The sequence below is a fragment of the Mycobacterium kiyosense genome, from assembly GCA_021654635.1.
In the GTDB taxonomy this organism is placed as follows: domain Bacteria; phylum Actinomycetota; class Actinomycetes; order Mycobacteriales; family Mycobacteriaceae; genus Mycobacterium; species Mycobacterium kiyosense.
Window position 1 is genome coordinate 6,178,101 of the sequence record AP025179.1, and the last position, 25,481, is coordinate 6,203,581.

The 25,481-nt window shown below is 68.2% G+C and carries 17 protein-coding genes and 5 pseudogenes; all 22 read left to right on the plus strand.

Translation table 11 applies throughout. The features are described from left to right. The first annotated feature begins 60 nt into the window (after window positions 1–60). The 22 genes and pseudogenes from L6444_RS29295 to L6444_RS29400 all read left to right on the plus strand — a co-directional run bounded on the left by L6444_RS29295 (window position 61) and on the right by L6444_RS29400 (window position 25,478). Window positions 61–534 (plus strand): annotated as a pseudogene (locus tag L6444_RS29295) (bacterial proteasome activator family protein). Window positions 535–537: 3 nt separating this feature from the next. Continuing rightward, complete coding sequence (wzt, locus tag L6444_RS29300) at window positions 538–1,365, plus strand: galactan export ABC transporter ATP-binding subunit Wzt/RfbE (RefSeq protein ID WP_236979013.1); 828 nt, start codon at window positions 538–540, stop codon at window positions 1,363–1,365. Then, complete coding sequence (gene glfT1, locus L6444_RS29305) at window positions 1,358–2,272, plus strand: galactofuranosyltransferase GlfT1 (RefSeq protein ID WP_236979014.1); 915 nt, start codon at window positions 1,358–1,360, stop codon at window positions 2,270–2,272. The genes wzt and glfT1 overlap by 8 nt, the downstream gene beginning before the upstream one ends. Next, window positions 2,269–3,099: a galactan export ABC transporter permease subunit Wzm/RfbD gene (wzm, locus tag L6444_RS29310; RefSeq protein WP_236979016.1), complete on the plus strand. Its 831-nt coding sequence runs from the start codon at window positions 2,269–2,271 to the stop codon at window positions 3,097–3,099. The genes glfT1 and wzm overlap by 4 nt, the downstream gene beginning before the upstream one ends. Before the next feature lie 3 nt (window positions 3,100–3,102). Further along, a complete protein-coding gene (locus tag L6444_RS29315; protein ID WP_236979018.1) occupies window positions 3,103–3,939 on the plus strand; it encodes a class I SAM-dependent methyltransferase in 837 nt (278 codons plus the stop codon). 237 nt (window positions 3,940–4,176) lie between these two features. Continuing rightward, window positions 4,177–5,322, plus strand: a complete 1,146-nt coding sequence (locus L6444_RS29320; protein ID WP_236979020.1) for a beta-ketoacyl-ACP synthase III — start codon at window positions 4,177–4,179, stop codon at window positions 5,320–5,322. A gap of 3 nt (window positions 5,323–5,325) precedes the next feature. Further along, window positions 5,326–5,577 carry an acyl carrier protein gene (locus tag L6444_RS29325; RefSeq protein WP_236979022.1) on the plus strand — a complete coding sequence of 84 codons (252 nt, stop codon included), beginning with the start codon at window positions 5,326–5,328 and terminating at the stop codon, window positions 5,575–5,577. Continuing rightward, window positions 5,574–8,480, plus strand: coding sequence for a type I polyketide synthase (locus L6444_RS29330; RefSeq protein ID WP_236979024.1), 2,907 nt, complete (start codon window positions 5,574–5,576; stop codon window positions 8,478–8,480). Before L6444_RS29325 ends, L6444_RS29330 begins: the two co-directional genes overlap by 4 nt. Continuing rightward, window positions 8,477–9,211 carry a thioesterase II family protein gene (locus tag L6444_RS29335; RefSeq protein ID WP_236979026.1) on the plus strand — a complete coding sequence of 245 codons (735 nt, stop codon included), beginning with the start codon at window positions 8,477–8,479 and terminating at the stop codon, window positions 9,209–9,211. The genes L6444_RS29330 and L6444_RS29335 overlap by 4 nt, the downstream gene beginning before the upstream one ends. Next, window positions 9,208–10,833, plus strand: a complete 1,626-nt coding sequence (locus L6444_RS29340) for a fatty acyl-AMP ligase (RefSeq protein ID WP_236979028.1) — start codon at window positions 9,208–9,210, stop codon at window positions 10,831–10,833. The genes L6444_RS29335 and L6444_RS29340 overlap by 4 nt, the downstream gene beginning before the upstream one ends. 178 nt (window positions 10,834–11,011) lie before the next feature. Further along, window positions 11,012–12,808: pseudogene (locus L6444_RS31370) on the plus strand (PE family protein). Between the two features lie 161 nt (window positions 12,809–12,969). Beyond that, a pseudogene (locus tag L6444_RS29355) lies at window positions 12,970–14,820 on the plus strand (PE family protein). Between the two features lie 84 nt (window positions 14,821–14,904). After that, window positions 14,905–15,189, plus strand: a pseudogene (locus tag L6444_RS30945) (GTP cyclohydrolase I); the annotation flags it as partial. A gap of 19 nt (window positions 15,190–15,208) precedes the next feature. Next, entirely contained in the window at window positions 15,209–15,376 is a 168-nt protein-coding gene (locus L6444_RS29360; protein ID WP_236979032.1) for a hypothetical protein, read from the plus strand. 79 nt (window positions 15,377–15,455) lie between these two features. Further along, on the plus strand, window positions 15,456–15,674 hold the full coding sequence (locus tag L6444_RS29365; protein WP_236979034.1) for a hypothetical protein: 219 nt from the start codon (window positions 15,456–15,458) through the stop codon (window positions 15,672–15,674). Between the two features lie 29 nt (window positions 15,675–15,703). Next, window positions 15,704–16,831, plus strand: a pseudogene (locus L6444_RS29370) (SPFH domain-containing protein). Between the two features lie 125 nt (window positions 16,832–16,956). Next, window positions 16,957–17,445 (plus strand): GreA/GreB family elongation factor, encoded by a 489-nt coding sequence (locus L6444_RS29375; RefSeq protein WP_236979038.1) that lies wholly within the window; start codon window positions 16,957–16,959, stop codon window positions 17,443–17,445. A gap of 98 nt (window positions 17,446–17,543) precedes the next feature. Then, window positions 17,544–17,909 carry a GtrA family protein gene (locus L6444_RS29380; protein WP_236984505.1) on the plus strand — a complete coding sequence of 122 codons (366 nt, stop codon included), beginning with the start codon at window positions 17,544–17,546 and terminating at the stop codon, window positions 17,907–17,909. A 32-nt stretch (window positions 17,910–17,941) separates the two neighbouring features. Continuing rightward, entirely contained in the window at window positions 17,942–19,324 is a 1,383-nt protein-coding gene (locus L6444_RS29385) for an FAD-binding oxidoreductase (RefSeq protein ID WP_236979040.1), read from the plus strand. Beyond that, the gene (locus L6444_RS29390) at window positions 19,325–20,107 is read left to right on the plus strand and encodes a decaprenylphospho-beta-D-erythro-pentofuranosid-2-ulose 2-reductase (protein ID WP_236979042.1); all 783 of its coding nucleotides are present in this window, start codon (window positions 19,325–19,327) and stop codon (window positions 20,105–20,107) included. A gap of 2 nt (window positions 20,108–20,109) precedes the next feature. Beyond that, window positions 20,110–22,203 carry a galactan 5-O-arabinofuranosyltransferase gene (locus L6444_RS29395; RefSeq protein ID WP_236979044.1) on the plus strand — a complete coding sequence of 698 codons (2,094 nt, stop codon included), beginning with the start codon at window positions 20,110–20,112 and terminating at the stop codon, window positions 22,201–22,203. Continuing rightward, complete coding sequence (locus tag L6444_RS29400) at window positions 22,203–25,478, plus strand: arabinosyltransferase domain-containing protein (RefSeq protein ID WP_236979046.1); 3,276 nt, start codon at window positions 22,203–22,205, stop codon at window positions 25,476–25,478. The genes L6444_RS29395 and L6444_RS29400 overlap by 1 nt, the downstream gene beginning before the upstream one ends. Window positions 25,479–25,481: the final 3 nt, after the last annotated feature.

Here is a 25,481-nt window from a genome sequence, read left to right on the forward strand (position 1 = left end):
CACGGCGAGCCCGATGTCGACGACGTCGAGGTAATCGGCGGCGGCGTCGATCCGCGCCTGATGGCGATCCGGCAAGCCGAGGACGACGACTCCGACGAGCAATCGCTGACCGACCTGGTCGAGCAGCCGGCCAAGGTGATGCGGATCGGCACCATGATCAAAGCAGCTGCTCGAGGAGGTCCGCGCCGCACCGCTGGATGACGCCAGCCGCACCCGGCTGCGCGACATCCACGCCAAGAGCATCAAAGAACTCGAAGACGGCCTGGCGCCGGAGCTGCGCGAAGAACTGGAACGGCTGACCCTGCCGTTCAACGAGGAAGCGGCTCCGTCCGACGCGGAGCTGCGGATCGCGCAGGCGCGCAGCTGGTGGGCTGGCTGGAGGGGTTGTTCCACGGCATTCAGACCGCGCTGTTCGCCCAGCAGATGGCCGCCCGCGCACAACTCGAGCAGATGCGCCAGGGCGCGCTGCCGCCCGGGGTGAGCAGGCCCGGTCACGGGGGCCACGGTGCCCACGGAACCGGACAGTATCTGTAAGCCGTGTCCAGCGGTCCGCACATCGAAACCCGCGACGCGTGGGTGGAGTTTCCCATCTTCGACGCCAAGTCCCGCTCTTTGAAAAAAGCGTTCCTGGGCAAGGCGGGCGGCGCAATCGGGCGCAACGCCTCCAACGTCGTGGTCATCGAGGCGCTGCGGGACATCACCATGTCGCTGGAGCTCGGTGATCGGGTGGGCCTGGTCGGGCACAACGGCGCCGGGAAATCGACACTGCTGCGGCTACTTTCGGGCATCTACGAGCCGACCCGCGGCTGGGCGAAGGTGACCGGCCGGGTGGCTCCGGTCTTCGACCTGGGCATCGGCATGGACCCGGAGATCTCCGGTTACGAGAACATCATCATCCGCGGACTGTTCCTGGGGCAGACCCGCAAGCAGATGCTGGCCAAGGTCGACGAGATCGCCGAGTTCACCGAGCTGGGCGACTACCTGTCGATGCCGCTGCGCACCTATTCCACCGGCATGCGGGTGCGGCTGGCGATGGGAGTGGTGACCAGCATCGACCCGGAGATCCTACTGCTCGACGAGGGCATCGGCGCGGTGGACGCCGAGTTCCTCAAGAAGGCGCAGTCGCGGCTGCAAAGCCTGGTCGAGCGATCCGGAATCCTGGTGTTCGCAAGCCATTCCAACGAATTCCTGGCCCGGCTGTGCAAAACGGCGATGTGGATCGACCACGGCGTCATCAAGCAACGCGGTGAGATCGAGGACGTGGTGCGCGCCTACGAAGGTGAGGACGCCGCCCGGCACGTGCGTGAAGTCCTGGCCGAGACACGGCGCGACAACCTGACCCAAAGAGCTTCTGGCGGTGAGTGATTCCGTCTTCGCCGTGGTGGTCACGCACCGGCGCCCCGAGGAACTCGCACGCTCGCTGGACGTGCTGTGCAGCCAGACGCGGCCGCCGGACAAGCTGATCGTCATCGACAACGACAACTCCGGCGACACCCGGGTGCACGCCCTGGTGACCGGGCAGCAGATCCCGCAGATCTACCTCAACTCACGCCGAAACCTCGGTGGTGCAGGCGGTTTCGCGTTGGGCATGCTGCTGGCACTGGCCCACGGCGCCGACTGGATATGGCTGGCCGACGACGACGGTTACGCACAGGGCACCGAGGTGCTGGAGACCCTGCTGGCGTGCGCCGAGAAGTACGGCTTGGCCGAGGTGTCACCGATGGTGTGCAACATCGACGACCCCGAGCTGCTGGCTTTCCCGCTGCGCCGCGGACTGGTATGGCGCAGGCGGGCAAGCGAATTGCGTACCGAACCCGGCCAAGACCTGCTGCCCGGCATCGCGTCGCTGTTCAACGGCGCCCTGTTCCGGGCGTCGACGCTGGACGCGGTCGGCGTGCCGGACCTGCGGTTGTTCATCCGCGGCGACGAGGTGGAGCTGCACCGCCGGCTGGTGCGATCCGGGTTGCCGTTCGGCACCTGCCTGGACGCGGTCTACCTACACCCTTGCGGCAGTGCGGAATTCAAGCCTATCCTCGGCGGCCGCATGCACACTCAATACCCCGACGACCCCAAGAAGCGGTTCTACACCTATCGCAACCGCGGCTACGTACTGTCCCAGCCCGGGCTGCGCAAGCTGTTGCCGCAAGAATGGGTGCGGTTCGCCTGGTTCTTCCTGGTGACCCGCCGTGACCCCCGGGGCCTGATGGAGTGGTTCCGGCTGCGCCGGCTGGGACGACGTGAGCAGTTCGGAGCGCCGGGAGGTTCGGCATGACATTCATCGACGCCGCCGCGCAGTCCAAGACGTTCGGCCGGGCCCGCGGCGATCTGGTCGACGGCTTCCACCGCCGCGAATTGTGGCTGCACCTGGGTTGGCAGGACATCAAACAGCGGTATCGCCGTTCGGTGCTGGGCCCGTTCTGGATCACCATCGCCACCGGCACCACCGCGGTGGCGATGGGCGGGCTGTACTCCAAGCTGTTCCACCTCGACCTGTCGGTGCACCTGCCGTATGTCACGCTCGGGCTGATCATCTGGAATCTGATCAACGCCGCCATCCTGGAAGGCGCCGACGTGTTCGTCGCCAACGAGGGCCTGATCAAGCAACTGCCGACACCGCTGAGCGTGCACGTGTACCGGCTGGTGTGGCGGCAGATGATCCTGTTCGCGCACAACATCGTGATCTACGTAGTGGTCGCGATCATCTTCCCCAAGCCCTGGTCATGGGCGGACCTGTCGGTGTTGCCCGCGCTGGCGCTGATCATGCTCAACTGCGTGTGGGTGTCGCTGTGCTTCGGCATCCTGGCGACCCGCTACCGCGACATCGGCCCGCTGCTCAATTCGGTTGTGCAGCTGCTGTTCTTCATGACGCCGATCATCTGGAACGACAGCACGCTGCGGCAGCAGGGCGCGGGCGGCTGGTCGAAGATCGTCGAACTCAACCCGCTGCTGCACTACCTCGACATTGTGCGGGCCCCGCTGCTGGGGGCACCTCAGGAGCTGCGGCACTGGGCGGTGGTGCTGGCGCTGACGTTGATCGGCTGGGCGTTGGCGGCGGTGGCGATGCGCCAGTACCGGGCCCGCGTGCCCTACTGGGTGTAAGCGATGAACGATTCCCGCCCCGACAAAGTCGACGCCAGCATGCTCACCGGCGTCTCGGAGACAGCGCTGTTGACCCTCAATGGCCGTGCCTACCAGGCCGGCCACCCCGAGGCGATCATCGACGATCCGATGGCCATCAAGCTCGTCGAATCCATCGACTACGACTTCGCGAAATTCGGCCGCAAGGGCCAGGAGATGGCGTTGCGGTCGCTGGCGGTCGACAAGTGCGCGCGGGCCTACCTCGCCGAGCACCCCCGGGCCACCGTCGTGGCCCTGGCCGAAGGCTTTCAGACCAGCTTCTGGCGGCTCGACGCGGCACTGCCGGATGCCCAGTTCCGGTGGGTGTCAATCGACCTGCCGCCGGTGATCGAACTGCGGCGGCGACTACTGCCGCATTCGCCGAGGATCACCGAGATAGCGCAGTCCGCCCTGGACTACAGCTGGATGGACCACATCGACACCGGCGAGGGCGTGTTCATCACCGCGGAGGGGCTGCTGATGTACCTGCAACCCGACGAGGCACTGGGACTTATCGCGGCGTGTGCCGAACGGTTCCCCGGCGGTCAGATGTTCTTCGACCTGCCGCCCACCATCGTGAAAAAGGTTGCGCGCAAGGGCATGCGCTCGTCGCGGCATTACCGGGTGCCACCGATGCCGTTCAGCCTCTCGCCGGGTCAGCTGGCGGATCTGGCTCGAACCGTTCCCGGCATCCGCGCGGTGCACGACATACCGATGCCCAACGGGCGGGGCTGGTTTTTCGGCTCGGTGTACCCCGCGCTCTGGCAGTTCGGGCCGATCAGACCGTTCCGCGGGGCCTACACGGTGCTCGAATTCGGTTGAGGCTTCCGCAGTGATGGGGACTTCGACGGAGAGCAGATCTGCGCGATTCGCCGACGTTTAGCCAGGGAAAGACCAGGAATATCCACTATCGGCAAATTCCGAACACCCTGTCGCTGAGCAGCTTACGCTCCACCAACATTGGAGCGGGTAGGTATCTAGGTCGTCTCCGACAACTGCATCGACGCAACTGCCGGAAATTCCCGCATGGCCACCGGACCGAACGAAAGGACATCGGCGATGAGGGACGTCTACATCACGGCGTGCGGCGCGGCTCTTCCCAACAGCCCAGTGGACAACGAATCCATGGAACGGATCATCGGATACGTCGGAGGTCGACCGTCTCCGCTGCGCACCAGGATTCTGAACAGCAACGGAATCACCTCCCGGCACTACGCCATCGACCCCGTCACAAGGGAATTCACCCATTCGAACGCCGAGCTGACCGCCGAGGCGATCCGCAACCTCGAGCAAGACGGGGTGGATATCGACACCATGCAGGCGCTGGCATGCGGCACGTCGACGCCTGATCAGCTGATGCCCGGCCACGCGTTGATGACGCAGGGTCTGCTTGGCGTCTCCGACATTCCGGCGGTGACCACCACCGGGCTCTGCCTCGCCGGACTCACCGCCTGGGAATTCGCCTGGCTCAGTGTGGCCAGCGGCCGCTACGACAACGCGGTGGCCAGCGCATCGGAGATCTACTCGGCAGTGATGGCCGCAGAAACATTCTCCCGGGAAGCCGAACACACCACCATCGATCCAGAGATCGGGTTGGCCATCGCTTTCGAACGCGACTTCCTGCGGTGGATGTTGTCAGACGGCGCCGGGGCGATATGGCTGTCCGCCGAGCCACGAACTGACGAGCTCAGTCTGCGCATCGACTGGCTGGAGACCATCTCCTATGCGGGCGAGATGCCCTTGTGCATGCACCGCGGATTGAAGGTCAACGAAGACGGCAGCACGACGGGCTGGCCGCAACTGCCGTTCGATACCGCGCTTAACGACGGGGTGTTCTCGCTGCAGCAGAACGTGCGCCTGCTCAACAAGAACATCGTCTACTACACGCTGGAAAAGCCGCTGGCGAAGTTGATGGTCAAGCACGGACTCAGTGCGGACAAGATCGATTACGTCCTGCCGCACTACTCCTCGATGTACTTCCACGAGCGATCGGTAGCCGGTCTGAAGCGAATCGGCCTGGACGTCGACGAGCGCAAGTGGTTCACCAATCTGACCTACAAGGGCAACACCGGCTCGGCCTCGATCCTGTTGATGCTCGAGGAGCTGTACCACTCGGGACGTTTGAAGGAAGGCGACCGGATAGTCTGCGCCGTCCCGGAAAGCGGTCGATTCTCAACGGGTTTCGCTCACCTCACGGTGGTCTAGCCCATGAATCCGGATCAGACTCAGGAGCTGGCCGACTGGCTGTTGAGTAAGGTCAGCCGATACCTCAACGTGGCTCCGGACACCATCGATTTCGACGTACCGCTGGCAGACTTCGGCATCGACTCGGCGATGAGTTTGTCGCTCTGTGCCGACCTGCAGCGCGAGCGCGGGGTACAGGTCGACACCACCATCGTCTACGACTACCCGACGATCAACGCGATGGCGGAATACCTGTCCGGCCAGGGTGAACCGTGACCGCGATCGCCGTCGTCGGCATCGACTGCCGCTTCCCGGGGGCACCGGACAAGGACGCCTACTGGCGGTTGCTGACCGAGGCCACGGTCACCGACACCGATGTCCCCGCGCAGCGGTGGGACGTCGAAACCTACTACCACCCACGCGGAGTCGCGGGCTCGATGAATACCCGGCGCGGCCACTTCCTGGACGACGTCGACGCCTTCGATCACGAGTTCTTCGGCATCACTCCGGTCGAGGCGGCCGTCCTCGATCCACAACAACGGCTGCTGCTGCAGACGTCGTACCGCGCCCTCGAAGACGCCGGGATCGACCCCAAGTTGTTGTCGGGGACAGCGACCGGAGTCTTCGTCGGCGTCATGTCCAGTGAGTGGAGCAGCTGCCAGATGCTCGATCTCGAGCGGATATCGGCGTTTCACGGCTCCGGCAGCGGCTATTTCATGCTGGCCAACCGAATCTCCTACCACTTGAACCTGGCCGGGCCGAGCATGGCGATCGACACCGCGTGCTCGTCGTCGTTGGTAGCGGTGCACCAGGGATGCGCGGCGCTGCGCGCAGCAGAAGTCGACACTGCGATTGTTGCCGGCACGAATCTGCTTCTCACACCCGCGCTTTCGGTGTTCTACACGCAGGCCGGACTCTCGGCTTCCGATGGGCGGTGCAAACCGTTCTGCCAGGGCGCCGACGGTATCGGGCGCGGTGAGGGTGTCGGCGCGGTGGTGCTGCGCCGATTGGACGACGCGATCGCGGCGGGCCAGCAGATCTATGCGGTGATACGCGGTTCGGCGGTCAACCACGACGGTCGCAGCAACGGCATCACCGCTCCCAACCGGTCGGCCCAAGTCGCGCTGATGCGTCAAGCACTGGCCCGTGCCGGGGTACAAGCCCATCATCTCGCCTTCGTCGAAGCCCACGGCACCGGAACGGTGTTGGGTGACATGATCGAAGCCAACGCGCTCGGTGACCTGCACCGGTCGCGGGTCGACGGGCCCTGCCTGCTGGGGTCGGTCAAGGGAAACATCGGGCACACCGAGGGCGCCGCCGGTATCGCCTCGTTCATCAAAGCCTGCCTGGCGCTGCATTTCCGGGTGCTGCCGCCGACCGTGATTGCCGGACAAGCCAATCCAGGACTGCGGCTCGAGTCACAGGGCCTGACCCTGGCCGCCACGGCATCCGACCTGCCCGCCCAGGGGGCACTGGGCGGGGTCAGTTCCTTCGGTCTTGGCGGCAGCAACGCCCACGTGGTGCTGGAATCCGCGTCTGCGACCACTGCGACCGCCGGTGCCCCGACGGGTGTGTTGACACTGTCGGCACCGAACGAACGGGGATTGCGGCGCAACGCAGCCGTCTTCGCCGACGCCATGGCCGGCGTGGATTCGCAGCACATTGCCGCGTGGTGTCGTGCCAGCAACATTGTGAAACGGTCGCACCGACATCGGCTGGCCCTGGCCGGCGACCGGGACGCCCTGTTGGCGGGGCTGGCCGGCTATCTCGCCGGAGATCGCGATGAACTCGGCTCGGCGGCGCCGGTCCGCAAAGGCCCCGCCGAAATTGGATTGTTGTGCTCCGGGCAAGGTGCGCAGTTCCCAGGGATGACGCTGCCGCTCTACCGCTCCCATGCCGGCTACCGGAATCAGCTCGACGCCGTGTGCGCGGTGCTCGATCACCACCTGTGTGCGCCGCTGCTGCCCGCCATCTTCGGCGAACACGGCAACCTCGACGACACCGGCACAGCACAGCCGGCCTTGTTCGCGGTCTCCTACGCATTGGGAAAGTCTCTGCTGCTCAGCGGAATCAGCCCGGTGTTCGGGATCGGGCACAGCGTTGGCGAGATCGCACTTGCGTGTCTTGCCGGGGTGTTCTCCGTCGCCGACGCGGCCAGGATGGTGGTGACCCGCGGCGCACTGATGGGTTCGCTGCCACCGGGTGGGGCCATGATCGCAGTGGATCTGCCGGCAGCCCAGGCACAGGCGTTGGCCGACGCCGAGCCGGACTGTGCGGTTGCCGCGGTGAACGGTCCGCGTTCGGTGGTGATCTCCGGTCCGGCGCAGTCCCTGGACACCATCGCCGCAGCGGTCCGCCGCCAGGGCGGGCGAGCACGGAAGCTGGTGGTATCGCATGCTTTTCACTCTCCGCTGATGCGACCCATGGTCGCGGAGTTCCGTCGGGAGATCGCCGGCATTCGTCTGAGCCCGGCAGAATTTCCGATCGTGTCCACCGTTACCGGAGCATTGGTGGAGGGCCAGGAAATGGATGCCGACTACTGGGCTCGACAGATCTGCGACCCGGTCCGGTTCGCCGACGCGTGCGAGATTGCCACCCGCAGCTTCCGGGCTCGCTACATCGCCGAGGCCGGGCCGCGGGCCACGCTACTCACGCTGGCCCGTCAGTCCGGCGTGACCGCTGGTTCTTTGACGCCGTGCAACGGACCGGATTCGCGCGGCCACGAGTTGGTGGAAGTGGCGGCGACTCTGCTGCGCGACGGGTATCCCGTTGAGCTGTCGCATATCTACGGCCATTCCGCCGAGCCGCCCGGGCGAATCCCGCCCTACGAGTTCGACGATGGCCCTCGATTTTGGTCTGACGGCCAGACCACACTCGTACCGGAGCGACGCGCAACCGAAACCCCGCCGCCGGACTCAGCGGATGTGGCGACCGACATCCTCTCCCTGATCGCGGCGATCGGTGGCCTTCCGCTGAGCACTGTCACTCGGTCGAGCCGCCTCGGTGAAGACCTCGGCTACGACTCGCTGCTGCAACTGCGGTTGTTCGAGCAGATGCGCCGAAATTACCCGCAGTTGGCGCTGCAGGACAGCGCCGATCTGCCGGCCGACATCGCTACCGTCGGTGATTTGGTCGACTTGGTGGCCAGGCGCCTCGAGTTGGCGAGTACCAACCCATGACCGCCCTCGAACTCGTGTGTTTCCCGCACGCCGGCGGTGGCGCCGCGTCATTCAACTCGCTGCGCCGCGACCTCTCGTCGGTCGGCGCGAATGTCAACGTCACCACCGTAGAGCTTCCCGGACGTGGCGAGCGTTCTCACCAACAGAGGTTCGTCGACGTCCGCGCTTGCGCACGGTCGCTGGCCGAACAACTCGCCGACAAGCTGTGCGGTCCGCATGTGCTGCTCGGCCACAGTATGGGTGGCTTGCTCGCTTATCTGGTTGCACGGCAACGTATCGCCGAGGACTTGCGGCCCCCTGAGGCGGTAATCGTGGTGGCGGCAGCCGCGCCGCACTGCAACAGTCACCTGCGCGACGTCGATGCCATGCATGACCAAGATCTGGCGACCGAGTTGGTCAGCTGTGGCGGGCTGCCTGCCGAGGTGCTGACGCGACCGGAATGGCTGGACATTTTGATACCCGTCATCCGCGACGATCTTGCGCTGTGCCGGTCCTATCGCCCCGCCGCCGAAGCACCGCTGCCCTGTGCTCTGCACATCTTCGGCGCCCATTACGACCCGCTGGTGCCGATCGAGGCGCTGGAGGCCTGGTCGGATTATTCGCTACGGCCGCAGCCGGTCCGGTTGTTCGCCGGCAGTCACTTCCTCTTCCGGCCGGCCAATCCCGAACGGGTGTCCGCCGTTCGGGACATCACCGAGAACGCCTTGGGTGGAAGGGAATTGGTGTCATGAGTGTGCTGGTCGACAGCATTCTCGCCGCTGCCCGCGGCACCCGGTGGGCGCTGACCGTCGGTACCGTTGCCGAGCCGCACCACATCCCATGGAGCGAGGTGCACCGGGCAGCGGCCGGCATGTCGACCGCGCTGGCCGACAAGGGAATCGGGCACGGCGATACCGTCGCGGTATTGGCCGGCGACGCCGCTGACGTAGCACCGCTGGCGCAGGCGCTCTGGATCCGCGGCGCAGCGCTGACCATGCTGCAACAACCCACCCCGCGGATGGACCTTGGCGTCTGGCTCGCAGACACCCTGCGGGCGCTCGAGATGCTCCGGGTCGCCGGCGTGGTCGTGGGTGTGCCGTTCGAGATGGCCGCGCCGCCACTGGCCGAGCAGGGGTTGCCGGTGTGGAGCGTCGATTCCCTTCGCGAAGCAGGCCCGATCGCCCTGGTGCAAGCCGACGAAGCCGATATAGCGTTGCGGCAGTTGACATCCGGTTCCACCGGAATCCCGAAGGCCGTCGAGATCAGTCACGGCAACCTGGCCGCCAACATCGATTCGACCGGCCGGGCGACCGGCGCCACCAGCGACAGCATTGCCGTCAGTTGGCTGCCGCTCTGCCACGACATGGGGATGATCGGATTCATCTGCATGCCAATGGTATACGGCGCCCAGGCGGTAGTATTGCGCACCGAGGAGTTCCTGCGCCGGCCGATCGTGTGGGCCGAGATGATCACCAGGTTCGGGGCGACGATCACCGCGGGCCCCAATTTCGCCTACTCGGTGCTGGCCCGGATGTTGGAGCGCTGCGAACCACCAACCATCGACCTGTCGTCGCTGCGTGTCGCGATCAACGGGGCCGAACCCATCGATCACCGCGACCTGGAGCACTTTCAATCGGTTGGCGCCCGGTTCGGCCTGGGCCCCGGGGTGCTCACCCCGTTCTACGGGCTGGCCGAAGCGACCGTGACGGTGTCCGCGGGAGTGTTCGGTGTGCCGCCCGTGGTGGACCACGTGTCGCGCGCACGCATGGCGGCGGCCGACGTCGCCGAACCTGTGGCACCCGATTCGCCCGACGGCCAACCGGTGGTCTGTGTGGGACGGCCCGTGCACGACATGCGGGTGCGCGTCACCAAAGACGGAAACATCTTGGGCAGCAGGGAGATTGGTGCGATCGAAGTTGCCGGCCCGTCGGTCGCCCGCAGCTATCTGACCACCGACGGCACCGTGATGCTGGCGGACGAAGACGGGTGGGTCGACACCGGCGATCTCGGTTACCTGGACGAGCAGGACCGCCTCTATATCTGCGGCCGCAGCAAGGACCTGATCGTGCTGGCAGGGCGCAACCTCTACCCACACGACATCGAACGTGCCGCCGCGGGCGTCGAAGGCGTGCGCAAGGGGTGCGTGGTGGCCTTGCGCATCGACACCGACCGTGAGGGTTTCGCGGTACTGGCCGAGGTATACGACCGCTACGGCGAGCAGGACCGGATGCGGCTGCGCCGTGAGATCGCAGCCCGGGTCAGCAGCCACGTCGGCCACGTGCCACGTGAGGTGAAGCTGCTCACGCCGGGGAGTCTGCCCAAGACAACGTCGGGAAAGCTGCGGCGCAGCCATGCGCGCGCGCTACTGGGGTGACGTTGCCCCGCAACGGGATTCGCGGCCGGCTACCACCCGGCCGTCCAGGCTGTCGCAGCGGATATCCCAAAAGGCCCACCGATATCCACTTCACGACAACGCGAACATGGCTGTACCCGAACCGGTTACGATCCGCCCCGTTGTTGCGGGTCGGCAAACAGCTCGATAGGAGATCCCCGTGTCCTACTTAAGCACTGTTCCGGAAGCGTTGACTTGCGCCGTCTCCGAATTGGCCGGCATCGGTTCGGCAATTCAGACTGCCAATGCAGCCGCCGCCGGCCCCACCACCCGCGTGCTGACCGCGACCGCCGACGAAGTGTCCGAAGCGGTCGCGGCGCTGTTCGGCGCACACGCTCAGAGCTATCAATCACTGAGCCTGCAGGCCACGGCGTTTCACGAGCAGTTCGTGCGGGCGCTCAACGCGGCCGGCAACTCCTACGCACAGGCCGAAGCGGCCAACGCCGCGCCGCTGCAACTGGCCCTGGACGTGATCAACGCACCCACCCAGGCGCTCCTCGGCCGGCCCTTGATCGGTAATGGCGCCGCCGGCACAACGGTCAACGGCGTCGGTCAAGCCGGCGGTGCCGGCGGAATCTTGTGGGGCAACGGCGGAGCGGGCGGGGTTAGTACGGCCGCAGGCGCAGCCGGCGGATCCGGCGGTAGTGCCGGCCTGTTCGGCAACGGCGGGGTCGGCGGTCAGGGCGGCGCGGTGCAGCGGGCGGGTCCGGCGGGACCGGCGGACTGCTCTACGGGGATGGCGGCACTGGGGTACCGGCGGCGCCGCCCTGGCCGGATTCAACGGCGGTCAGGCGGGGAGCGGCGGTACCGGCGGCAACGCCATCGTGTTCGGCAACGGCGGGTACGGCGGTCAGGGAGGCGTCGGGCTCAACGGAACCAACGGGGTGAACCCCACTCCCACCGGGGCGGCGGCAGCGACCGGAACGTTCGGCTCGAACAATTCCGGAACCGGGTCGGAGCTGGTCGCCGGTGGGGGTACCGGCGGCGTGGGCGCGACCGGTGGTCCCGGCGTCGCGGGCGGCACCGGCGGGATGGGCGGCCAGGGCGTCGCCACCGGCACCGCGGCCGGTGGGGACGTCCTGTTCGCTGCGGGCGGCGCAGGCGGCAATGGGGGTATTGCCGGCGCCGGCGCCGCCGGAGGCACCGGCGGCGAGGGCGGCCTCGGCTACACCATCGACCCGAGCGGCACCGGCTCCTTCACCGGGGCAGCCGGCGGTCAAGGCGGACTCGGCGCCCCGGGCGGACAGTACGGCGGCAGAGGCGGTGACGGTGGCGCCGGTGGCAACGCGACGGCGCAAGCGAACTTCGCCACCTACACATACGGTGGTCCCGGCGGCGACGCCGGCTTCGGGGGCACCGGGATGGCGGGCAGTGCCGGTGGCATCGGAGGCACCGGCGGCAACGGCGGCCACGCCGGCCTGCTGATCGGCAACGGTGGCGGCGGCGGTGCAGGCGGCTTCGGTGGCGCCGGCGGATCGGGCGACTTCGGCGGCGACGGCGGCAATGGTGGCCACGGAGGTGCCGCCAGCGTCGGGGTCACCGGAAGCACCGCCACGGCCGGCGATGGCGGCGACGGCGGTGACGGCGGCGCCGGTGGTGCCGGCGGAGCAGGGGGCGCCGGGGGCGCTGGGGTCAGGGCGGCGGCGCTGGACTGCTCGCCGGCAACGGCGGTGCCGGCGGACCCGGAGGCGCCGGAGGGACCGGAGGCGGCGGCGGACTCGGTGGTGACGGCGGCAACGGCGGCGCCGTCGGCAGTAGCGGCACCGGCCAAATCGGCGGCGCTGGCGGATCCTCCGGCGCCGGCGGAGTCGGCGGCGAGGCAGGCGCCGCGGGAAGCGGGGGCAGTGGCGGCGCCGGTGGCGCGCTGATTGGCAGCACCGGCGTGAGCGGTCACCTCGGCGCGACAGGTCAGATCGGCGCCGACGGCCTAGCTGGATCACCGGGCCGCCAAGGCTAAGCCCAGCCCCGCTCGCCGATGGTCCGGGCGGTTTATTCCGGTAGCCGGAAAATGCCGAAGAATATCCGCTTTCCGAATACCCCGAACATGTTGTCGCCGTGGCGATTACGCTGCGGCCACGTGTTGCACGGTGGGCAATACGAGTCGGATGGGAGCTGCAGTTGTCCTATTTAGTCGCTGTCCCGGAAGCATTGGCCTCGGCGGCCGGCACGGTGGCCGAGATCGGTTCGGCCGTACGTGCCGCCAGTACCGCAGCGGCGCACCCGACCACCACGGTGCTGGCCGCGGCCGCCGACGAGGTGTCCACGCAGATCGCCGCACTCTTCGAGCAGCATGCTCAGAGCTACCAGGCGATCAGCGCCCAGGCGGCCACCTTTCACGAGCAGTTCCTGCAGGCCCTGAACGCTGCCGGAAGCTCCTACGCCTCGGCCGAGGCGGCCAACGCGGCGCCGCTGCAGACAGCCGAACACACTGTGCTCGACGTGATCAACGCCCCGACCCGGGCGTTGCTGGGCCGCCCGCTGGTCGGCAACGGCACCGACGGCAGTTCGCCGGGCCAGGCCGGCGGCGCGGGCGGGTTGTTGATCGGCAACGGCGGCAACGGAGCTGCCGGTGCGACCGGCCAGGCCGGTGGCGCGGGCGGTTCGGCGGGCCTGCTGGGTCGGGGCGGTAACGGCGGCACCGGCGGCGCCGGAGCGGTCGGCGGCAACGGCGGCAACGGCGGCCTGCTGTTCGGCAGCGGTGGCACCGGCGGTACGGGCGGCACCGGCGCGGCCGGCGGCATCGGCGGCAACGCGCTGCTGTTCGGCAACGGCGGCGCGGGCGGCGTCGGAGGCAATGCGGCGGCAGCTGTCAACGGTGGTCATGCCGGCGCCGGCGGCGACGGTGGTGCGGCCGGGTTGTGGGGCAACGGCGGATCCGGCGGGGCCGGCGGCCATGGCCTGGCCGGGGCAGACGGAGTCAATCCCGGCAGCAACGGCGCTTCGGCAGGCGCCGGGACCGCGGGCGCGTCGCAAACCGTGTCAGATGGTCAATCCGACACCCGAGCTTTCGGCGCCGACGGGCAGCGGGGCGGCACCGGTGGTACGGGGTGGGCCGGCGGCACCGGCGGGCAGGGCGGCAACGCATCGGCCACCAACACCGATCCCGTCGGGGCTTACGTCCGTGCCGACGGCGGCCAGGGGCGCCGGCGGTACCGCCGGAACCGGCGGCGCCGGCGGGACCGGCGGAGCCGGCGGGAATGCGACCGCCGTCAGCAGCAATACCACGAGCCACCCAATTCGATTACTGCCACGGCCGGGAACGGCGGCAACGGTGCTGCCGGCGGGAGCGATGGCGGCAGCGGCGGGACCGGCGGAGCCGGCGGTAACGCAACCACCTCCACCTGGCAGTACGACAACAACACCGCGTACGGCGGCAACGGCGGCAAGGGCGGTGACGGGGGCATCGGCACCACCGGCGGAACCGGCGGCAGCGGCGGAGCCGGCGGCAACGGTGGCCGTGGCGGACTCTTGTTCGGCGATGGCGGCAACGGCGGCGCGGGAGGAACGGGAGGCACTGGCGGGCACGGGGCCATCGGTGGCACCGGTGGTAACGGGGGCAACGGCGGCACCAGCAACAGCGTGGACGCCGGCGACGGTGGCGACGCGGGCCGGGGCGGCACCGGCGGCACCGGCGGCACCGGCGGCACCGGCGGGGCCGGCGGCAACGGCGGCGCCGGCGGGTTGCTCTCGGGCCACGGCGGCACCGGCGGGGCCGGCGGATCGGCCGGCGACGGCGGCACCGGCGGGATCGGCGGCACCGGCGGTCATGGCGGCAACTCGGGCGGCACCGGTGGCGTCGCCGGTGCGTCAGCCGACGGCGGCGACGGTGGTGACGGTGGGGCGGCCGGAACGGCGGGCAGTGCCGGCAGCGGCGGCACCGGCGGCGTGCTGGGCTCGGCCGGATCCGGCGGCGCACTGGGTGGAGCCGGTTCGTCGGGCAGCCAGGGCGGCAACGGCGCGCACGGGTAGCACCTGCCCGTATCAAGGATCCGCCAAGAATCCTTTGAGGATCCGTCGAGAATTTCTCCAGGATCCGGCCCGAGGCTGGGTCCCATGCTTCGCCACGACAACGGCTCCGCGCTGGCGGTCGCCACGGTCCTGCAGTTCCCCGTCGGCCGCCGGACCGCACTCGAACTATTGCGGCCGATCCGCTTTCAGTCGCTCTGCGAGGAGGAGCACCTGCTGCCGTTTCACGGCGCGGTGCACATCGGTTACCTCCCCGGTGAAAAGCGGTTCAGACAACCAGAATTCGAGCGAGCTGTAGCAGCCTGCTCGGGCGGCATCCAGATCCAGCAACCGATGACCACCCGGATCGGTCTCTGGCTGCACCACCAACTCGCCCCACGAGGGGGTGGGCGTGCTGGTGGAGGGTGCCTACGCCTGCGCTGCGGCGGCCGGCGGCACCCGTACGGCCGGGCCCGCCAGCACCCTGGCGTTCTACGGCGCACTGCGGCACAACGTCGAGTTGCAGCGCGAATTCCTCACCCGGACAAGGCAGGAACTCGTCCGGATAGGTGAGGGGTGACTCTCGGCGGCGCCCGCGGGGACGGATCGAAACCTGCCGCGACTCGACTCCGAGCACCCCGAAGGAGCATCATGCGATCGTGAGCGCCTCGGTCATCGGTTGCGTGGGGACCGTGATAGTGCCGACCCGCGGCGCGGATGGTGCCGGCGAGGTCTTGCTGACGGTACGCGGCACCAAAGAGGCGTTCCTGGCCCGCTCCGACCGACCGCTGGCGAAAGGGACCACGGTGCTGGTGGTCCAAACCCACGGTCCCCGAACGGTCTTCGTCGAACCTTGGCACGACCCAACACACTCTTAGTCAGAAACGAAAACACAAGGAGTACAACAATGCTCGGTTACAGGGTCCCGCTCCGGACGAGGCGATGCTGATCTCGGGCGGCAAAGCAAAAGGGCAACGCGCCCTTCCGGGTCGTCACCGGCCATGGCGCGTTCGTGGTGCCGTTCTTCCGCAAGGCCGCGTTCCTGACGCTGGCCATGTGCGAGGCCGAGGTCGCCGAGAAGTGCGTCACCCAGCAGGGCATCACGCTCAATGTGCGGGCCGTCATCGCGTTCAAGGTCGGCAACGACCCGGAGAGCATCATCGCCGCGGCGCAGCGCTTCCTGTCCGAACAGGATCAGATGCAGGTGCTCACCGGGCGGATCTTCGCCGGCCATCTGCGCTCGATCATCGGCTCGATGACCGTCGAGCAGATCATCCGGGAACGTCAGAAGCTGGCCACCGAGGTACTCGACGGCTCCAAGGAAGAAATGGCCCGCATCGGCCTGAGCGTCGATGCGCTGCAGATCCAGTCCATCGACGACGACGGGCTGGGCTACATCAAGGCGATGTCGGCGCCGCACAACGCGGCCGTGCAGCAGCAGGCGCAGATCGCCCAGGCCCAGGCCAACCAGAAGGCCGCCGAAGCCGAACAGGAGTCGCAACGCAAGCAGGCCGAATTCGCCCGGGAGACCGCGATAGTCAAGGCGCAGTACAAGGCCGAGGTCGACAAGGCCCAGGCGGAAGCCGCGCAGGCCGGCCCGCTGGCCGAGGCGGAGGCGCAGCGCGAGGTGCTGGCAATGCGCACCGAACTGGCCGAGCGGGCTGCCGAACTGCGCCAGCAGGAACTGGTCGCCGAGGTGGTCAAGCCCGCCGAAGCCGAAGCCGAGCGGGTCCGGATCCTGGCCGTCGCCGACGCCGAGAAGATGCGCATCCAGGCCGAGGCGGCGGCGTCGCACAACCGCGTCGCGCTGGACCGGATGATCATCGACCAACTGCCCGAAATCGTGGACAAGGCGGCGCGCGGCCTGGCCGGCTCCAACTTGACCGTGCTCAACGGCGCCGAGGGCATCAGCCAGGTGACCAGCGGACTGGTCTCGCAAGGCCTGGCGATTTTCGACGCGGTGCGCAACGGGCTGGGCCAGTACGACGAGGACGCGGGCGAGGTTGTCCCTTTCAACAGCAAAGACGCCACGTGAAAGTGCTTTGAGGTCGCTTACGCCGGGGTAAACGAGGACGAAATACCCGTGACGGCCGGGTTCGTTGTGGTGTATCACTGTAAGCCACGAATCCGGTTCGATGGCCCCAGGAAAGGTCGGCGCAGGTGAGCGAGGAAGCCCAGGCAACGGACTTGGCGGCTGCAGCGCGGGAGAACCTCGCCGCCGAGCTGGAGCGGCTCAAGCAGCGGCACGACCGGCTGGAGGTCGAGGTCAAGAACGACCGGGGCATGGTCGGCGACCACGGCGACGCCGCCGAGGCCATCCAGCGCGCCGACGAACTTGCCGTGCTCGCCGAACGCATCAACGAGCTGGACCGACGGTTGAAGGCCGGCCCGGCCGGCACGGAGGCCTCCGAGGACGAGCTGCCCGGCGGCACCGAGGTGACGCTGCGGTTCGCCGACGGCGAGGTGGTCACCATGCACGTGATCTCCATCGTCGAGGAAACCCCGGTGGGCCACGAGTCCGAGACGCTGACCGCCCGCAGCCCGCTGGGCCAGGCGCTGGCCGGACATCAGGCCGGCGACACCGTGACCTATTCGACCCCGCAGGGACCGGCGCAGGTCGAGCTGATCTCGGTGAAGCTGCCCTCCTAACTTCGACGCGGTACTTTGACGCGATGATCCCGCCCGAGCCCGATGCCGCGCCCGCCGATCAGGATCAGCACCAGCACCTGCACCTGACCACCCAGGCACTGCGCTTCCTGATCACCGGCGGGTTCGCCGCCATCGTGGACTTCAGCGTGTACGTGGCGCTCTACAAGGGTGCGAGCCTGCAGGTCGACCTGTCGAAGTTCATCAGCGTCGTCATCGGCACCATCACCGCCTACCTAATCAACCGGCGCTGGACGTTCCAGGCGGCGCCGAGTCGCGCCCGGTTCGCCGCCGTCATGGCGCTCTACGGAGTCACCTTCGCCGTCCAGGTGGGCCTCAACCACCTGTCCCTGGCGTTGCTGCACTACCGCAGCTGGGCCATCCCCGTCGCATTCGTGATCGCGCAGGGCGTGGCCACGGTGATCAATTTCGTCGTGCAGCGAACCGTGATCTTCCGCGTCCGCTGAGCCGCTGCCAGGAGGCGGTACCCTCTTTGACGATGTTCAGCGCTGATATTCCGACCACCCCGACCCGGCTCATGGGCTTCGGCCGGACCGCCCCATCGGTGGCCCAGGTGTTGTCCACCCCCGACGTCGAGGTGATCGCCAAGGCGGTGGCCCAGGTGGCCGACTCCCCCGGCCGGGGCGTGATCGCCCGCGGTCTGGGGCGCTCGTACGGCGACAACGCCCAGAACGGCGGCGGCCTGGTGATCGACATGACGCCGCTGAACCGCATTCATTCGATCAGCGCCCAGACCTGCCTGGCCGACGTCGACAGCGGGGTGAGCCTCGATCAGCTGATGAAGGCGGCGCTGCCGTTCGGGTTGTGGGTGCCGGTGCTGCCGGGCACCCGCCAGGTCACCGTCGGCGGCGCGATCGGCTGCGACATCCACGGCAAAAACCACCACAGCGCGGGCAGCTTCGGCAACCACGTCCGGTCGATGGACCTGCTGCTGGCCGACGGCTCGGTGCGCACCATCACCCCCGACGGCGAAGATGCCGAACTGTTCTGGGCCACCGTCGGGGGCAACGGGCTGACCGGCATCGTGCTGCGCGCCACCATCGCGATGACCCCTACCGAGACGGCGTACTTCATCGCCGACGGCGTCGCCACCCACGATCTCGACGAAACCGTCGCCGTCCACCTCGACGGCAGCGAGGAAAAGTACACCTACTCCAGTGCCTGGTTCGACCTGATCAGCCCGCCACCGAAACTGGGGCGCGCCTCGGTCAGCCGCGGCAGCCTGGCGCGACTGGACCAGCTGCCCGACAAGCTGGCCAAGAACCCGCTCAAATTCGATGCGCCGCAACTGTTGAAGGTGCCCAACGCATTTCCCGTCAGCGCGATGAACAAGTTGTCGTTCATGGCGATCGGCGAGGTCTACTACCGGCTGGGTGGTAACTACACCGGCAAGATCATGAATCTGTCCCAGTTCTACCACATGCTCGACCTGGTCAGCGGATGGAATTATGCTTACGGCCCAGCCGGTTTCGCCCAGCATCAGTTCCTGGTCCCGCCGGACGCGATGGACGAATTCAAGGCCATCATCCGATGGATCCAGACCCAAGGCCACTATTCGGCCCTCAACGTCTTCAAGCTTTTCGGCCCGGGAAACGTTGCGCCGCTGAGCTTCCCGATGGCCGGTTGGAATGTCGCGATGGACTTCCCGGTCAAGGCCGGCGTCAACGAGTTCCTCAACGAACTCGATCGACGAGTCCTGCAGTTCGGTGGCCGCGTCTACACCGCCAAGGACTCTCGGGTCAGTGCCGAGAATTTCCACGCCATGTATCCGCGCATAGACGAGTGGATCGCCTTGCGCCGCAAGGTAGATCCCGCCGGGGTGTTCGCCTCCGACATGGCCCGACGTTTGGAGCTGCTCTAGATGGTGCTGGACGCTGTCGGTAATCCTCAGTCCATCCTGTTACTCGGAGGCACTTCCGAGATCGGGCTGGCCATCTGCGAGCGGTACTTGCAGAACGCCCGCGCTCGAATCGTGCTGGCCGACTTACCCGACCACCCCCGCAAGGCCGATGCGATCGCCGCCATGCAGGCCGCCGGCGCCAAGACCGTCGAGTGGATCGACTTCGACGCCCTCCGGTCCGACGCCCACCCGGCGGTGATCGAACAAGCCTTCGCCGGCGGCGACATCGACGTCGCTATCGTCGCGTTCGGTGTCCTCGGTGACGCCGAGGAGCTGTGGCAGAACCAGCGTAAGGCCGTGCAGGCGGCCGAAATCAATTACACCGCAGCGGTTTCGGTGGGCGTGCTGCTGGGCGAGAAGATGCGCGCCCAGGGCTTCGGCCAGATCATCGCGATGAGCAGCGCCGCGGGTGAACGGGTGCGGCGGTCCAACTTCGTCTACGGTTCCACCAAGGCCGGTCTGGACGGCTTCTACCTCGGGCTCGGGGAGGCGCTGCGCGAGTTCGGGGTTCACGTGCTGGTGATCCGGCCCGGCCAGGTCCGCACCTCGACGACGATCGCGCACTGGAAGGCGACCGGCGCCAAAGAAGCCCCGCTGACCGTCGACAAGGAGTACGTAGCCGACCTCGCGGTGACCGCGGCCGCCAAAGGTAAGGAATTGGTTTGGGCACCAGCAACATTCCGTTACGTGATGATGGTGTTGCGACACGTCCCGCGGAAGATCTTCCGCAGGCTGCCCATCTGACCATGCGCAACGCGCTGGCCACGCTGGGCCAGATGGCGGTGGCCGCACTGGTGGCCACCGCGGTCGCGGTGGTGTCGCTGACCGCGATCTCGCGGGTCCAGTGGCCGGCCTACCCGTCGTCCAACCAGTTGCATGCGCTGACCACCGTCGGCCAGGTGGGTTGCCTGGCCGGGCTGCTGGCCGTCGGCCTGGTGTGGCGGCACAGTCGCTGGCGGCGGCTGGCCCAACTGGGTGGGCTGGTGTTCGTCTCCGCGTTCACCGTCGTGACCCTGGGCATGCCGTTGGGGGCTACCAAGCTTTATCTGTTCGGCATCTCGGTGGACCAGCAGTTCCGCACCGAATACCTGACCCGCCTGGCCGACAGCCCCGCCCTGCGCGACATGACCTATCAGGGGCTGCCGCCGTTCTACCCGCCGGGCTGGTTCTGGATCGGCGGGCGCGCCGCGGCGCTGACCGGGACCCCGGCCTGGGAGATGTTCAAGCCATGGGCGATCACCTCGATCACGGTGGCCGTTGCGGCGGCGCTGGTGCTGTGGTGGCAGCTGATCCGCTTCGAGTACGCGCTGCTGGTCACCACCGCGACCGCCGCGGTGACGCTGGCCTACAGCTCGCCGGAGCCCTACGCCGCGATGATCACGGTGCTGCTGCCGCCGGTGTTCGTGCTGACGTGGTCGGGTCTGCTGGCGGGCACGCGACCAAGTCCCCTCGCCGAACGTCACGCCAGCGTGACGGCCGAGGCCGAGCGTCACGCCAGCGTGGCGGTCGGCGAAAACGCGGTGGGGCGTCACGCCAGCGTGACGGCCGAGGCCGAGCGTCACGCCAGCGTGGCGGTCGGCGAAAACGCGGTGGGGCGTCACGCCAGCGTGACGGCCGAGGCCGAGCGTCACGCCAGCGTGGCGGTCGGCGAAAACGCGGTGGGGCGTTCGGGCTGGGCGGCAATCGTCGGCGCCGGATTGTTTCTGGGCTTCGCGGCGAACTGGTACACGCTGCTGTTCGGCTTCAGCGCGTTCACCGTGACATTGATGGCGCTCGGCCTGGCCGCGGCGCGCTGGCGGGCCCACGGCTTCGCGGCGGCACTGGATCCGCTGCGCCGGCTGGCGGTCATCGGCCTCATCGCGGCGGCGATCGCCGCCACCACCTGGCTGCCCTACCTGCTGCGAACCTTGAGCTCCCCGATCAGCAATTCCGGTAGCGCCTTCCACTATCTGCCCGCCGACGGCGCCCAGCTCACCTTCCCGATGCTGCAGTTCTCGCTGCTGGGCGCGATCTGCCTGCTCGGCACGCTGTGGCTGGTGATCCGGGCGCGCTCGTCGGTACGGGCCGGCGGGCTGGCCATCGGTGTGGCCGCCGTCTACCTCTGGTCGCTGCTGTCGATGCTGACGACGCTGGCGCGCACCACGCTGTTGTCGTTCCGGTTGCAGCCGACGCTGAGCGTGCTGTTGGTGGCCGCCGGAGTGTTCGGCTTCATCGAAGCCGTCCACGCACTCGTTCCGCGCAGCCGCGCCGTCTTCCCGGTGGCAGCGGCCGTCGGCCTCACCGGTGCCATCGCCTTCAGCCAGGACATTCCCGACGTGCTGCGACCCGACCTCACCATCGCCTACACCGACACCGGCGGCGACGGGCAACGCGGCGACCGGCGTCCGCCCGGCTCGGAGAAGTACTACCCGGCCGTCGACGCCGCCATCCGGAAGGTGACCGGCAGGCCCCGCGACCAGACCGTGGTGCTCACCGCCGACTACAGCTTCCTGTCGTTCTACCCGTACTGGGGTTTCCAAGGCTTGACGTCGCACTACGCCAACCCGCTGGCCCAGTTCGACAAGCGGGCCGCCCAGATCGAGAGCTGGACGCAACTCAAAACCGCCGACGAGTTGATCCACGCGCTGGACAACCTGCCGTGGCCGCCGCCGACCGTCTTCCTGATGCGCCGCGGCGCGAACAACACCTACACCCTGCGGCTGGCCGAGGACGTCTACCCCAACCAGCCCAACGTCCGGCGCTACACGGTGGACTTCAAGGCGGCCCTGTTCGCCGACCCGCGCTTCGCCGTCGAGACCATCGGCCCCTTCGTGGTGGCCGTCCGCAAGCCGGGCGCCTGATGGCGACCGAAGCCTCGCCCCAGGCGGTCAACGAATTACCATCTACCTCCGTGAGCGACGCGGGAGCTAACTACCGGCTCGCCCGGCTCGTCGCCGTCGTCGCCGGTCTGCTGGGGACGATTCTTGCGCTGGCCACGCCGTTGCTGCCGGTCCGGCAGACCACCGCCCAGCTCAACTGGCCGCAGAACGGCACCTTCGGCAGCGTCGAAGCGCCGCTGATCTCCTATGTGGCCACCGACCTGAACATCAGCGTGCCCTGTCAGGCCGCGGCCGGGCCGGCCGGACCGCAGAACGCGGCCAAGACGGTGTTGCTGTCCACGGTGCCCAAGCAGGCGCCGAAGGCCATCGACCGCGGATTGCTGTTGCAGCGGGTCAACGAGGACCTGGTGCTGATCGTGCGCAACGTCCCGGTGGTCACGGCCCCGATGAGCGAGGTGCTGGGGCCGTCCTGCCAGCGCCTGACGTTCACCGCGCACGCCGACCGGGTGACCGGCGAATTCGTCGGGCTCAAACAGGGCCCCACCACCGAACACCCCGGGGAGCCGCTGCGCGGCGAGAAGAGCGGCTACGACTTCCGGCCGCAGATCGTGGGCGTGTTCACCGACCTGTCCGGGCCGGCGCCGCCGGGCCTGAGCTTCTCGGCGACCGTCGACAGCCGCTACTCCAGCAGCCCCACCACGCTGAAGATGGCCGCGATGATCCTCGGCCTGGTGCTGACGGCGGCCTCGCTGGTCGCGCTGCACGTGCTGGACACCGCCGACGGCACCCGGCACCGGCGGTTCCTGCCGTCGCGCTGGTGGTCGGTCGGCGGGCTGGACGCATTGGTGATCGCGGTGCTCACCTGGTGGCACTTCGTCGGCGCGAACACCTCCGACGACGGCTACATCCTGACCATGGCCCGGGTGTCCGAGCACGCCGGATACATGGCCAACTACTACCGCTGGTTCGGCACCCCCGAGGCGCCGTTCGGCTGGTACTACGACCTGCTGGCGCTGTGGGCGCACGTCAGCACCGCCAGCGTCTGGATGCGACTGCCCACTCTGGCGATGGCGCTGACCTGCTGGTGGGTGATCAGCCGGGAGGTCATCCCGCGGCTGGGTTACGCCGTCAAGAAGAGCCGCGCCGCGGCATGGACGGCGGCGGGCATGTTCCTGGCGGTGTGGCTGCCGCTGGACAACGGGCTGCGTCCCGAGCCGATCATCGCCCTGGGCATCCTGCTGACCTGGTGCTCGATCGAACGCGCCGTGGCCACCAGCCGGCTGTTGCCGGTCGCGATGGCCTGCATCATCGGTGCCCTGACGCTGTTCTCCGGGCCGACCGGCATCGCCTCCATCGGCGCGCTGCTGGTCGCGATCGGCCCGCTGCGCACCATCCTGCACCGGCGCTCCAAACGGTTCGGCATCGTGGCGCTGGTCTCCCCGATCCTGGCCGCCGCCACCGTCACCGCGATCCTGATCTTCCGCGACCAGACGCTGGCCGGCGAGGCGCAGGCGAGCATGCTCAAGCGGGCCGTGGGTCCCAGCCTGAAATGGTTCGACGAGCACATCCGCTACGAACGGTTGTTCATGCCCAGCCCGGACGGGTCGGTGGCGCGCCGCTTCGCGGTGCTGGCATTGCTCCTCGCGCTGGCGGTCGCGGTGGCGATGTCGTTGCGCAAGGGGCGGATTCCGGGCACCGCGGCCGGACCGAGCCGCCGCATCATCGGCATCACCATCATCTCGTTCCTGGCGATGATGTTCACCCCCACCAAGTGGACGCACCACTTCGGGGTGTTCGCCGGGCTGGCCGGTTCGCTGGGCGCGCTGGCCGCGGTGGCGGTGACGGAGGCGGCGATGCGGTCCCGGCGCAACCGCACCGTGTTCGCGGCCGCGGTGATCTTCGTGATGGCGATGTCGTTCGCCAGCGTCAACGGCTGGTGGTACGTGTCGAATTTCGGTGTGCCCTGGTCGAATTCGTTCCCGAAGTGGCGGTGGTCGCTGACCACGGCCCTGCTCGAACTCACCGTCGTGGTGCTGCTGATCGCCGCCTGGTTCCACTTCGTCGCCGACAACGACGACGGGCCCCCCAAGACGCGCTTCGGCGCCCGCATTACCCGGATTCTGCAGTCGCCGTTGGCAATCGCCACCTGGCTGCTGGTGCTGATGGAGGTCGCGTCGCTGACGATGGCGATGATCTCCCAATACCCGGCGTGGTCGGTGGGCCGGTCCAACCTACAGGCGCTCACCGGCAAGACCTGCGGGCTGGCCGAGGACGTGCTGGTCGAGCTTGACCCCGACGCGGGCATGCTGGCGCCGGTGTCCGCCCCGGTGGGCGAGGCCCTGGGTGCGGGACTGTCGGAAGCGTTCACGCCCAACGGGATTCCCGCCGACGTGTCCGCCGACCCGGTGATGGAGCGCCCCGGTGACCGCAGCTTCGTCAACGACGACGGAATGATCACCGGCACCGAGGCCGGCACCGAAGGCGGTACCACCGCTGCGCCCGGAATCAACGGCTCGCGCGCCCGGTTGCCGTTCAACCTGGATCCGGCTCGGGTGCCGGTGCTGGGGAGCTGGCGATCGGGCATCCAGGTGCCGGCGATGTTGCGGTCCGGCTGGTACCGGTTGCCCGCGAGTGGTGAGCGGAAGAACACACCGTTGTTGGTGGTCACCGCGGCCGGCCGGTTCGACGCGCGGGAGGTCCAGGTGCAGTGGGCCACCGACGACGAGGCGGCAGCCGGAAAACACAGCGGCGCAATGTCGTTCGCCGACGTCGGAGCATCCCCGGCGTGGCGCAACCTGCGGGTTGCGTTGTCCGCGATCCCCGACACGGCGACGCAGATCCGATTGGTGGCCGACGACAACGACCTGGCGCCGCAGCACTGGATCGGCCTGACGCCGCCGCGGATTCCCAAACTGCGGACCTTGCAGGACGTGGTGGGCTCCAAGGATCCCGTCTTTCTCGATTGGCTGGTGGGGCTGGCGTTCCCCTGTCAGCGCCCGTTCGGCCATCAGAACGGTGTGGTCGAGCCGCCCAAGTGGCGCATCCTGCCGGACCGCTTCGGCGCCGAGGCCAACTCACCGGTGATGGACAACCTCGGCGGCGGGCCGCTGGGCATCACCGAACTGCTGGTGCACGCGACCACGGTGGCCAGCTACCTGAAGGACGATTGGTCTCGGGATTGGGGTGCGCTGCAACGCTTTACGCCCTACTACCCCGACGCGGTGCCGGCCCGACTGGAGCTGGGCACGGTGACCCGCAGCGGACTGTGGAATCCGGCGCCGCTGCGCAAGAGCTGAGCG

Coding starts and splice junctions, on each gene's coding strand:
- wzm (WP_236979016.1), top strand. CDS start 2,269: ATGACATTCATCGACGCCGCCGCGCAGTCCAAGACGTTCGGCCGGGCC.
- L6444_RS29315 (WP_236979018.1), top strand. CDS start 3,103: ATGAACGATTCCCGCCCCGACAAAGTCGACGCCAGCATGCTCACCGGC.
- L6444_RS29320 (WP_236979020.1), top strand. CDS start 4,177: ATGAGGGACGTCTACATCACGGCGTGCGGCGCGGCTCTTCCCAACAGC.
- L6444_RS29325 (WP_236979022.1), top strand. CDS start 5,326: ATGAATCCGGATCAGACTCAGGAGCTGGCCGACTGGCTGTTGAGTAAG.
- L6444_RS29335 (WP_236979026.1), top strand. CDS start 8,477: ATGACCGCCCTCGAACTCGTGTGTTTCCCGCACGCCGGCGGTGGCGCC.
- L6444_RS29340 (WP_236979028.1), top strand. CDS start 9,208: ATGAGTGTGCTGGTCGACAGCATTCTCGCCGCTGCCCGCGGCACCCGG.
- L6444_RS29385 (WP_236979040.1), top strand. CDS start 17,942: ATGTTCAGCGCTGATATTCCGACCACCCCGACCCGGCTCATGGGCTTC.
- L6444_RS29390 (WP_236979042.1), top strand. CDS start 19,325: ATGGTGCTGGACGCTGTCGGTAATCCTCAGTCCATCCTGTTACTCGGA.
- L6444_RS29395 (WP_236979044.1), top strand. CDS start 20,110: ATGCGCAACGCGCTGGCCACGCTGGGCCAGATGGCGGTGGCCGCACTG.
- L6444_RS29400 (WP_236979046.1), top strand. CDS start 22,203: ATGGCGACCGAAGCCTCGCCCCAGGCGGTCAACGAATTACCATCTACC.